The sequence below is a fragment of the Acidobacteriota bacterium genome, from assembly GCA_034211275.1.
In the GTDB taxonomy this organism is placed as follows: domain Bacteria; phylum Acidobacteriota; class Thermoanaerobaculia; order Multivoradales; family JAHZIX01; genus JAGQSE01.
Genome location: JAXHTF010000076.1, coordinates 14,861 through 27,018, shown reverse-complemented (window position 1 = coordinate 27,018; position 12,158 = coordinate 14,861). Strand labels below are relative to the sequence as shown.

Below are 12,158 nucleotides of genomic sequence, written 5' to 3'. Positions count from 1 at the left end.
CTCCGCTGGGGAGGCGGGGGGCTTCGAGGCGGCAGCTCCCCAAAGCGGTCTGGCGCGGGCCGTAGCGGCACTGTGGAGGGACGTGCTCAAGGTCGATCACGTGGGCATGGACGACAACTTCTTCGACCTCGGGGGCCACAGCCTGCTGTTGTTGGAGGTTCAGCAGCGGCTGGAGGAGGTGGTGCCGGCGGCGCCGACCCTGGTCGAGCTCTTCCAATACCCCACCGTGCGGGCTCTGGTGGACTTCCTCCAGCCGTCGGAGGCCGGGGCGTCGCCGTCGGAGGTGCCGCTCCCGGGGTCGGTGATGATGCCGTCCCAGGGAGAGAAGGAGATCGCGGTGGTGGCGGTCAACGGCCGTTTCCCCGGCGCTCAGTCGGTGGAGGAGTTGTGGAGCAATCTGTGCGGCGGCGTCGAGGGCATCTCCTTCTTCACCGCCGCGGAGCTCGAGCGTTCCCCCTTCCAGCCCGGTGATCCCTCCTCCCCGGACTTCGTCAAGGCCGGCGGCGTGCTCTCCGACGTGGAGCTCTTCGACGCCGGCTTCTTCGGCTACACGCCGCGGGAAGCGGAGATTCTTGACCCCCAACAGCGGCTCTTCTTGGAGTGCAGCTGGGAGGCTCTGGAGTTCGCCGGCATCGATTGCAGCCGCACCCGCCAGCGTATCGGCGTGTGGGCCGGTGCGGGGCTCAACTCCTACCTCCAGGCGCATCTGCTGAGCCGTCCGGAGGTGCTGGCGAGCACCGGTGCTTACCAGCTGATGCTGGCCAACGACAAGGATTTCCTGGCCACCCGGGTGGCCTACAAGCTGGGGCTGCGGGGACCGGCGGTGACGGTGCAGACGGCGTGCTCGACCTCCCTGGTGGCGGTGCACATGGCCTGCCGGGCTCTGCGCGGCGGCGAGTGCGATGTGGCGCTGGCGGGCGGCGCCACTGTGCGGGTGCCCCAGCGCACCGGCTACCAATACCAGCCTTCGATGATCCAGAGCCCCGACGGCCACTGCCGTGCCTTCGACGCCGAAGCCAAGGGCACGGTGAGCGGCAACGGGGTCGGGGTGGTGGTGCTCAAGCGTCTGTCCCAGGCACTGGCGGACGGCGACCCGGTGTTGGCGGTGATCAAAGGCACCGCCACCAACAACGACGGTTCCCTCAAGGTCGGCTACACGGCCCCGGGAGTGGACGGCCAGTCGGAGGTCATCGCCGCGGCGCTGGCGGATGCCGAGGTGCCCGCCTCCAGCATCGGCTACGTCGAGGCTCACGGCACCGGCACCGAGCTCGGCGATCCCATCGAGGTGGCGGCTCTGACCCGCGCCTTCCGGGACACCGCCGACCAGCGTGGCTCCTGCGCCCTGGGCTCGGTGAAGACCAATCTGGGGCATCTCGACGCCGCCGCCGGCGTCGCTGGTTTGATCAAGGCGGCGCTCTCCCTGAATCACGAGCTGGTGCCGCCGAGCCTGCACTTCCAGCGCCCCAACCCGCAAATCGACTTCGACTCCGGACCGTTCTTCGTCAACGCCGAGGCGCAGCCCTGGCCTCGGGGTGGCAATCCTCGGCGGGCCGGCGTCAGCTCCTTCGGCATCGGCGGTACCAACGCCCACGCGGTGCTCGAGGAGGCGCCCCTCCGGGAGCCCTCCGGGCCGTCCCGGCCGGTGCAGCTCTTGATGCTCTCGGCACGCTCCCCGGAAGCCCTCGACGAGGCGTCGGAACGTCTCTCGCGCCATCTCACGGCCCAGCCGGAGGAGCCGCTGGCGGACATCGCCTTCACCCTCCAGACCGGCCGCTGCCGCTTCCCGGTGCGCCGGGTGGTGGTCTGCCCGCCGGAAGCCGACGCCGCCGCATTGCTCAGCGGCCGCATGCCCAAGCGAGTGCTCACCCGCCGGGACGACACCGAGCACCGGCCGGTGGCCTTCCTCTTCCCCGGGCAGGGTTCTCAATACCCTCACATGGCCCATGGGCTGTACTCGTCGGAACCCACCTTCCGCCATTGGCTGGACCACTGCTGCGACCTGCTGACGGAGCCACTGGGCCTCGATCTGCGGGAGATTCTCTTTCCCGCCCCAACCCATGAGGCGGCCAATGGCTCGGCCCACGAGCTCGCCGGTGAAGGGGCGAAGGAGGGTCCCGCAGATGGCTCGTCGGAGGCGGCCCGGCGGCTGCGGGAGACCCGCTACACCCAGCCCGCCCTCTTTGTCGTCGGCTACAGTCTGGCCCGGCTCTGGCAGGAGTGGGGCGTCGAGCCCCGGGCGATGCTCGGCCACTCCCTGGGGGAATGGGTGGCGGCGACGGTGGCGGGGGTTTTCGAGCTCGAGGACGCCCTGGCGCTGGTGGCGCTGCGCGGCCGGCTGATGCAGGCCATGGAGCCCGGAGCCATGGTCAGCGTCGAGCTGCCGGTGGAGAAGGTCGAGCCCCTGCTCGCCGAGGTGGCACCGGAGAGACTGACCGTCGCTTCCGTCAACGCACCGGATCTATGCGCCGTTTCCGGCCCCTTCGAGGCGGTCGAGGATCTGGAGCGGGAGCTGGCTGCCCGGGAGATCGGCCATCGGCGGTTGCACACCTCCCACGCCTTCCATTCGGTGATGATGGAGCCGGCGGTGGCGCCGCTCCAGGAGGCGGTGGCCTCGGTGCCCCGCCATGCTCCGCGGATCCCCTTCCTGTCCAACGTCACCGGCCGCTGGGTCACTCCCGACGAGGCCACCTCGCCGGAATATTGGGGTAGCCAGCTGCGCTCTGCGGTGCGCTTCGCCGATGGGGCCTCGGTGCTCTTGTCGGACCCGGAACTGGTGCTGCTGGAGCTCGGGCCGGGGCGCGCCTTGAGCACCCTGGTTCGGCGTACGGCGGCGGTGCAGCGACGGGCCGCCGAGGCGGAAGCCGGGGAGGGGGCTGAATCCTCCACGGCGCCGGCGGCCACTGCGCCACCGGTCACCGCGGTCTCCTGCCTGCCTTCCGCTTCCGGCGCCGGCGAGGTCGCCGACGGCGAGGCGTTGATGAATGCCGTGGCGCGCCTGTGGCTGGCCGGGGCGGAGCTGGATTGGGGCGGCTTCTACCGCCACCAGCGACGCCAGCGCCGGGTGCTGCCGGCCTATCCTTTCGAGCGCCAGCGGTACTGGGTGGAAGTGGGATCGGGCTTGATGTCGACGGTGGATGAGGGCAAGCAAGGGGACGTGGGGAAGTGGTTCTACTTGCCCAGCTGGCGCCGCGGCGCGCCTCCCCCGAAGGTGCCGGCGGAAAGCTCCGGAGCGGGGGGACCGTGGCTGATCCTGTTGGATCATCTGGGCGTCGGCGGCAACCTGGCGGCGGCCTTGCGGCAGCGCGGGGAGACGGTGTGGACCGTGTCCCATCGCCGGGCTGGAGAGCTGTCGGAGCCGGTTTCGGAAGATCTCTCGGAGGAGGTCGGCGGCGAGCATTTGGAGGTCGATGCTTGTGACGGAGAAGCCTGGCAACGGCTGCTGCGGCGGCTGGCCCGGGACGGTGAGGGGCCGCGCCGGGTGGTCCACTGCTGGGCTGTGGATCCGGTGGAGACAGTGGATCCGGTGGAGACAGGGGATCCGGTGGAGACGCCGGAGTCGGAGGTGGCTCGCGGACCTCTGCCGTCGGCGGCGACCTTCCGTGCCGCCCAGGCACCGGGACTCCTCAGCGTGTTGGCCCTGGGCCGTGCCCTGGGGGAGACCCAGGAGCTCCAGGCGGTGGACCTGGCGGTGATCTCCAGCGGTCTCCATCGCCTCGACCGGCGGGATCCCATGGAACCGGGCAAGGCCCCGCTGCTGGGCCCCTGCCGGGTGCTGACCCAGGAATATCCGCGGGTGGGCTGCCGGAGCGTCGATCTGGGACGGCCGTCGTCTTGGCTCGACCCATCGGCGGCGCAGCGACTGATCTCCGAGCTGCTCTACGAGGACGCGGCGCCGGTGGTGGCCTATCGCGGCAAGCGGCGCTGGCTGCAGGGGGTGGAAGCCGCTCCGCTGCCGCCGGTGGAAGGACTGCCGCGGGCTCTCAAGCGCGGCGGCGTGTACCTGATCACCGGTGGTCTCGGCGGCGTCGGCCTGATCCTCGCCCGCTACCTGGCGGAGGAGGCCCAGGCCCGGCTGGTGCTCATGGGGCGCTCCGCCTTCCCCGATCCCAAGGATTGGATCGAATGGTTGTTGGAGCACGGGGGCGCCGGTCCTGTCAGCCACAAGATCATGGAGCTGCAGAATATCCAGGAGGCGGGCTCGGAGCTGCTGCTGGTGCGCGGCGACGTGGCGCGAGAAGACGACGTGGCGGCGGCGGTGGCGGCGGCGGAGGAGCACTTTGGCACCCTCGACGGGGTCATTCACTGCGCCGGAGTGGTGGGCCCGCGAGCCTTCCAGCCGATGCAGACCCTCACCGAAGAACATTGCGAAGAGCAGCTCCAGGCCAAGGCCTATGGCACCCTGGCGCTGGAACGGGCTCTGGGGGACCGGTCGCTGGACTTCGTGCTGGTGATGTCCTCCATCGCCGGCGTCCTCGGCGGCCGTTTCTTCGCCGCCTACGCCGGCGCCAACCTGGGGGCTGACGCGCTGGTGGAGGCGCGGGAAGGGCAGGGCCCGGCGCCCTGGCTAAGCGTCGCCTGGGACGGCTGGCGCCTGGACGAGAATCTGGGGGACGGCGAAGTGGCGGAGCTGGCCATGACCCCGGAGGAGGGGGTGGAGGCCTTCCGCCGCATCCTCGACGGCTCGGCGGAAGACTGGCAGGAGATGCCCATCATCGTCTCCACCGGTGACCTGCACGCCCGGCGCCGCCGTTGGCTCGATCGCCAGCGCCTGCGGGCTTCCGCTCCGGAGCCTCAGGCCACCGGCGATCTCCACGCCCGGCCGCAGCTGAGCACCGCCTTCGTAGCTCCCGAATCGCCGGCGGAAAAGCTTCTGGCGGGCATCTGGAGCCAGCTCTTGGGGGTCGGCGAAGTGGGGCTCCACGACGACTTCTTCGAGCTCGGTGGGCACTCGCTGTTGGCTACCCAATTGCTCAGCCGCCTGCGCAAGGAGGGTGGTGGCGACCTCACTCTGCAGAGCATTCTCGAGCACCCCACCGTCGGCGAGCAGGCTCAGCTGCTGGGCGAGGTGCCGGCGGCGGCGACCCCAGCTCGGCAAAAGAAGGCGGAGGAAGCGGCGCCGGGGGCGGAAGAATCGATGGTCCCGCGGGTGTCCCGGGACGGCGACTTGCCTCTCTCCTTCTCCCAGGAACGGTTGTGGTTCCTCTTCCGCCTGGATCCCCAGAGCACCGCCTACAGCCTGCCGGCGGCGATCCATCTGCGCGGGCGACTGCGGCTGGACGTGCTGCGCCGATGCTTCCAGGAGATCACCCGCCGCCACGAGATCCTCCGTTCCTCCATCGAGGAGCGGGACGGCCTGCCCTGGTTGCGCATCGCCGAGCCCAAGCCCCAAACCCTGCCCCTGGTGGATCTGCGTCACCTGCCCACCTGGCGCCGCGAGCCGGAGGTCTTCCGCCTGGCTTACCGCGACGCCGAGCGGCCCTTCGACATCCAGCGCGGGCCGCTGATTCGCCACACCCTGCTGCGCCTGGACCGCGACGACCACGTATTCATCGCCAACAGCCATCACCTGGTCTCCGACGGCTGGTCCGGTGCCATCTTCATCCGCGAGCTGGCGGCACTCTACGAAGCTTTCCTGGACGGCCAGGTATCACCGTTGCCGGAGCTGGAGATCCAATACGCGGACTATGCGGCGTGGCAGCGGGGCTGGCTCCAGGGCGAGGTCTTGGAGACCGAGATCGAATTCTGGCGCCGCCGTCTCACCGGTTTGCCGCCGGTCTCTCTGCCGCCCACGGACCGCCCGCGGCCGGTGGACGGCGGGGCGCCGGCGGGGCGGGAGGTCTTCCGGCTGGAGTCGGAGGACACCGAAGCCCTGCGCCGTTTCTGTCACCGCCGGGGCCTGACCCTGTTCACCGTCTCCATGGCCGCCTTCCACCTGCTGCTGGCGCGGCACACCGGGCAGGAGGACCTGGCGGTGGGCACGCCGGTGGCCAACCGCCACCGCCCGGGTACGGAAGACCTCATCGGCATGTTCATCAACACCGTGGTGCTGCGCGCCGAGCTCGCCGGAGACCCCCTCTTCGAGGAGTTGGTGGAGGAGGTCAAGCTCACCACCGTCGCCGCCCAATCGCACCAGGAGGTGCCGTTCGAAAAGCTGGTGGAAGTGTTCAAGCCGGAGCGGCCGGAGGGCGCCCACCCGCTCTTCCAGGTGATGCTCGCCTTCAATCACGAGCCGCCGCCGGAACCGCGGCTGCCGGGCCTCGACCTGAGCCTGCTGGATCTCGACAGCCGGCGGGACCAGGCGGTCTTCGACATCTCCGTCGGCCTCACCGACGCCAGCGAGACCCTGGAGGGCTCGGTGCAATACAACCGGGCACTCTACGACCGCACCACCATCCAGCGGCTGTTCCGCCACTATCGGGCGCTGCTGGCTCAGGCCGTGCGCCATCCCGGCCGGCGCTGCTCCGAGCTCGCCATGCTCGACGCCGGGGAGCGCCACCAGCTGCTGGTGGAGTGGCGGCGGTCGATGCAGGAAGACGACCTCCAGGCCTTGCTCTCGGGGCTGGACGGCGGCGTCCAGAGCCGGCTGCCGACCCTGGATGAAGGCTTGGAGCTCTGCCTTCTGGACCGCCGCCGGCAGGTGGTGGCCCACGGCGCCTGGGGCGAGGTCTGGGTGGTGGCGCCACCGGGCACCGCCGAGAGCTGGGCCACCGCTCTGGCCACCACCCCCACCGCCGCCGGCTTTTTGCCGGCTTCCTCCGGGGGTGGGTCCCAGCTGGTGCGCACCGAGGTCAAGGGGCGCTGGAGCCCCAGCGGGGTTTTGGAATGGCTGCACCAGCGGCCCACCGAGACGCAGCTGACCCCGCGGGCCGTGGCTACCGGGACCGACCCGCGCAGCCGGCGGGCGGAGGAGCGGGAAGCGGAGAAGCTCTGGCGGGACGTCGCCGACCGCACCGCCGGTCTGTCCGATGACAAGCGCCGCATGCTCAGCGAATGGCTCGGCGGTTCCGGCGAGCTGCCGGTCGTGCGGGAGACCGACTCGCTGGTGCTGATCCAACCCCGGGGAGAGCAGCGCCCGCTGTTCTTCGTCCATCCGGTGGCGGGGGATGTCACCGCCTATGTCGAGCTGGCCCGGCACCTCGGTCCCCAGCGTCCCTTCGTCGGGCTGCAAGCCCCCGGCCTCGACGGCGTCGAGCTGCCTCTCCAGCGCATCGAGCACCTGGCCCAGCGCTACATCGAGGCCATGCGCTCGTACCAGGAGGAGGGCCCGTACCTGGTGGGAGGCTGGTCCATGGGAGCCCTGGTGGCTTTGGAGATCGCCCAGCGCCTGCAGAGCTCCGGCGACGGCGTGGAGCTCCTGGTGCTCGTGGAGCCCTCCGTCGCTGGGGAGGGAGCGGAGGATCTGCAGGACGAGCGAGCCCTGCTGCTGCGCTTGGCGGACGATTTCGAACGCCTGATGCCGGAGGACGGCGGTCTGCCCCGGGAAGAGCTGGAGGCCATGGATCGGGACCAGCAGCTCGAGTACCTGGTACGGCAGCTGCGTCGTCTCAGCCCCGCCTATGCCAGCCTCGACGCGGTCTCCACCTCCGGGCTCTTCGAGGTCTACAAGGGCAATCTCCAAGGTCTCGCCCGGTACTCTCCCCAGCCCTACCACGGAACCGCCTACATGATTCTCGGCGAGCAGCGGCAGACCGGCATCGGCGTGCGGGAGCTGTGGAATAGGTTACTTCCCGCGGGAACCCTGATAGACTCCGTTCCAGGAGATCACACTTCTTTACTCAAGCACCCCGGCGTGCGGCTGTTGGCGGCGTTGTTGCGCCGTCGTCTGGCAGCATTGCAGGCGGATGCAGTGAGAGCCTGAGGATCCTTCCTCCACCCGCGTCAGCCCTCCGGCCGGGTGGCTCCAGTTAGGGTTGCTCTCATGGGTCGAAGAAGCGTGGACAGTGCTTGCAATTTCGTGTCTTACGCTTTCACTCCGATGTGGGAGTGTGGTATAAGTCCATTTCCAAGTTCTGAAACATGGAAAGGAGTTCGGCATGATGCGTGGTCGCGGAATGCGTCCTTGTCAGCCCGCTTTGGTCGTCGGATGGATCGCTTGTTTGCTTTGGGCCATGCCGGTCCTGGCGGAGAGCGGTGGTTCTCTGGCGAAGACCTTGGCGGCTCAAAACAGTCTGCTCTCCACGGCGGACGACGGCGGTAGCTCCGGGGATGGTGGTGATTCGGGGAGTAGCTATTGGTCGGAGCATTTCCGTCTCCACGGCTACCTCACCACCGCCTATGCGGAGCTGAGTCCGGACAGTGATCAACAGCCCAACTCTTCGGACGACCAGATTCTTGGTCTCGAAGAGGACGGCACCTGGGATTACCGCATCGCGGCGCTGCAGTTGCGCTACGATCCGGCGCCCAAACACACCCTGTTGGTGCAGCTCAGCCACCGCAAATTCGGCGACAGTCCGCTGGAGGACACCGACGACGATGTGGAGCTGGACTGGCTCTTTTACCAGTATCGGTTCACCGACAATTTCTCCATCAAGGCCGGACGGGTGCCGGTGCCGGTGGGCATCTTCAACGAGTTCCGCGACGTCGGAACCCTGCTGCCCTTCTTCCGGCCCGCCTACGTCTTCTACCGCGAGGGGAGCTTCGTCAGTGAGACCATCGATGGCGCCGTGCTGGTGACCTCGTTCTTCACCGACTCGGATTGGTCCCTGGACCTCGATCTCTACTACGGTGAGTTCGATCTTCTGGAGTCGGTGGCGGCCAACACCACCTCGGTCTTCGAGGCGGAGGCCACCGATGCCTACGGTGCCCAGCTCTGGCTCAACACTCCGGTGAGCGGTCTGCGCTTCGGTGCCGGCATCCAGCAATACGACGTCGAGGGCAGCGGCTTCCACGATGGCAAGCGGGGTTGGGACACCTACCACTTCTCGGTGGACGGTGTCTTCGATCGCTTCACCGCCCGGGCGGAGTACAAATACTTCGAGATTCCCTCGAACAACAGCCTGCTCTTCGACGGTGAGATCCAGAGCGAGAACTACTACTTCCAGCTCGGATTCAACGTCACCGAGAGCCTGGGCCTCTGGGTGCAGTCGGAGTACAGCCCGGTGGATCAGAGCAATATCAACCTCACCGAGGGCACGGAATCCTTCCAGCTCCGCGAGGATCTGGGAGCCTCCTTGGTCTACTCGTTGCGGCCGAATATCGTGCTCAAGGGTGAGTACCACCAGACCAGCTTCGAGACCGTGGTGGGGGTGATCCCGACCATCGATCCGAACCGGGGTCTGCTGCTGGATTTCATCCTCGACGAGTTCGAGAGCGATTATGTGATCATCAGCGCCTCCTTCAGCTTCTGATTCCATCGGCAGCTGATCGGGAGACCTGATCGCAACGATCCCCCCATCGCATCGACTCCAAAGCGCGGGGAGTGGCTCTGATACGAGCTGCTCCCCGTTTGCTTTTCAGCACCTCGCCAGGTCTCCCCGGGGCCTTGGGCAGTCTGGTATAATCCCCTTTCTTCGAAGATCTATTCGGGTCTCCCCGCTGGGCCGTCAGACCCCCTTGGATGCAGCCCATGGCGCATCCTTCGGACGAGTGATTTCGGTGGCTCTGGGCAGAACCCATCGTCGGTGAGTTCCGGCGCGGTGCCGGCAGCCCCCCTGCCTCCAGAAAGGACGCCATGAGCGGACTCCTCCGAGACCTGCGCTTCGCCCTGCGAGCCCTCGCCCGCAACCCCGGGTTCACCGCGGTGGCCTTGCTCACCCTCGCCCTGGGCATCGGCGCCAGCACCACCATCTTCAGCGTGGTCAACACGGTGTTGCTGCGGCCCCTGCCGTATCCCGAGTCCGAGCGCCTGGTCCAGGTCTTCGAACGCAATCTGGAGCGCGGCTGGAAGTGGTATCCGGTGTCGCCGGCCAACTTCCGCGATTGGCGGCGCCAGGCGGAGAGCTTTGCCACTTTCGCAGGCTATTCGCTCTACCAGGGCACCGGCTTCAATCTCACCGGCGAGGCCGAGCCCGAGCGCATCAACACCACCACCGTCACCGATGGCTTCTTCGAGGTCTTCGGAGTGCAGCCCTTGCACGGCCGTACCTTCTTGCCGGAAGAGGACCAGCCCGGCGCCGGCCGGGTGGTGGTACTGACCTATGGGTTGTGGCAGCGGCGATTCGGTGGCGACCGGGGAATCCTCGAGGACACCGTCAGCCTCGACGGCGTGCCTTATCAGGTGGTGGGGATCATGCCCCCGGGGTTCCGCTTTCCCCAGGAGACGGAGCTCTGGCTGCCCAAGGCCTTCACCCAAGAAGAGTGGTCCGGGCGGACCGTGCGCACCTTGAACACGGTGGCACGGCTCAAGGACGGGGTGAGTCTGCAACGGGCGCAGGAGGAGATGGCGGCCCTCACCGGAGCGTTGGAGCAGGAGTACCCCGGTTCCAACACCGGCTTCGACGCGGTGATCTTCACGCTCTATGAACGCACCGTGGGCAATCTACGTTCGAGTCTCTTCTTGCTCCTGGCCGCCGTCGGCGGGCTGCTCCTCATCGCCTGCGCCAACGTCGCCAATCTATTGTTGGCCCGGGCCACGGCCCGGGGCTCCGAGTTCGCTCTGCGCCGCTCCTTGGGTGCCAGCCGCCTGCGCCTCGGCCGACAGTTGGTCACCGAGAGCGTGGTGCTGGCTCTGGTGGGCGGGATTCTGGGCCTGGCCTTCACCGGCGTCGCGGTGCGCTGGCTGGCCTCCATGCTGGCGGGCCAGGTACCGCGCATCGAGGAGCTGGCGGTGGATGGCCGGGTGTTGCTCTTCGCCTTCCTGGCCTCATTGATCACCGGCGTGCTCTTCGGCCTGGCACCGGCGGTGACCCTGGCCACCAGCGGGCTCTACGAGCTGCTCAAGGAAGGCGGCCGGAGCGGCGCCGCCGGGGGATCGGCGCGCCTGCTGCGGCGAGCGGTGGTGGTTCTGGAGGTGGCTTTCGCTCTCTGTCTGTTGGTGGTGGCGGGTTTGATGATGAAGAGCTTTTTCAACACTCTCGATGCCGAGCTGGGGTTCGAGCCGGAAGGGGTCCTGAGTCTCCAGGTCGCCTTGCCCGACGGCCGCTATCCGGATCCAGCCCGTCAAGTCACCTTCTATCGCAGCATGCTCGAGGAAGTGGGTTCCCTGCCTCAGGTGGACTCCGTCGGAGCCGCATCCTGGCTGCCGCTGGCGAGTATCGGCTTCGACTGGGATTTCTTCATCGAGGGCGATCCGCCGGAGACCTTGGATGACGTGGTGGTCTCGGGATTCCGTACCGTCAGCCCGGGATATTTCGCCACCATGGGCATCCCTCTCAAGGCCGGCCGGGTGTTCAACCCGCAGGACCGCGAGGATTCACGGCCGGTGGTGGTGATCAACGAGGCGATGGCGCGGCAGTTCTGGCCCGACGAAAGCCCTCTGGGGGAGCGCCTGGTGATGGGCTCGCTGGTGGCCGACCTCTTCCCGCGGGTTCCGGTGGGTGGCGAGATCATCGGTGTGGTGGGGAGCACCCGCCAGGACGAGATCGATCAGCCGATGAAACCGGAGATGTACGTCCCCTTCTCGCAGTACAACTTCCCGGCGATGTTCCTTCTCGCGCGCACCGAGGGTGATCCGGCGGTGTTGGCGGAGCCCATTCGCCGGGCGATCCTCAACATCGATCCCAATCAGCCGGTCTTCGACGTCAAGACCATGGAGACCCGATTGTCGGAGAAGGTGTCTCAGCCGCGGCTCTACGCCGTGCTGCTGGGGGCCTTCGCCGTGCTGGCGGTGGTCCTGGCCTCGGTGGGCATTTACGGCGTCATGGCCTTCGCCGTGGTCCAGCGGCGCCGGGAGATCGGTATGCGCATGGCTCTGGGAGCACCGCGGCGGCGGGTGATCCGCATGGTGGTGCAGGAGGGCCTGACCCTCGCCGCCTGGGGCCTGGGTCTCGGGCTGATCCTCACCTTCCTCGTCTCTCGATGGATCGAGAGCGTGCTCTTCGAGGTCGCGCCCTCGGATCCGACGGTGGTCGTCGGCGTCTCCATCGTCTTCGCGCTGGTCGCCTTGCTGGCGACCCTGGTGCCGGCGCTTCGGGCCAGCCGAGTGGACCCGATGGTCGCTCTGCGCTACGATTAGGCGCGACCCCCCCCACCGGAGGTTGCCGAGCCAGTCCACGGGTTCG

General features: G+C 68.1%; 3 protein-coding genes. All 3 read left to right on the top strand.

The annotated features are described in order from the left end of the window. The first annotated feature begins 49 nt into the window (after positions 1-49). The 3 genes from SX243_13210 to SX243_13200 all read left to right on the top strand — a co-directional run bounded on the left by SX243_13210 (position 50) and on the right by SX243_13200 (position 12,112). On the top strand, positions 50-7,858 hold the full coding sequence (locus SX243_13210; GenBank protein ID MDY7093924.1) for an SDR family oxidoreductase: 7,809 nt from the start codon (positions 50-52) through the stop codon (positions 7,856-7,858). A 238-nt stretch (positions 7,859-8,096) separates the two neighbouring features. Then, entirely contained in the window at positions 8,097-9,347 is a 1,251-nt protein-coding gene (locus tag SX243_13205; protein ID MDY7093923.1) for a hypothetical protein, read from the top strand. 323 nt (positions 9,348-9,670) lie between these two features. Further along, positions 9,671-12,112: an ABC transporter permease gene (locus tag SX243_13200; GenBank protein MDY7093922.1), complete on the top strand. Its 2,442-nt coding sequence runs from the start codon at positions 9,671-9,673 to the stop codon at positions 12,110-12,112. Positions 12,113-12,158: the final 46 nt, after the last annotated feature.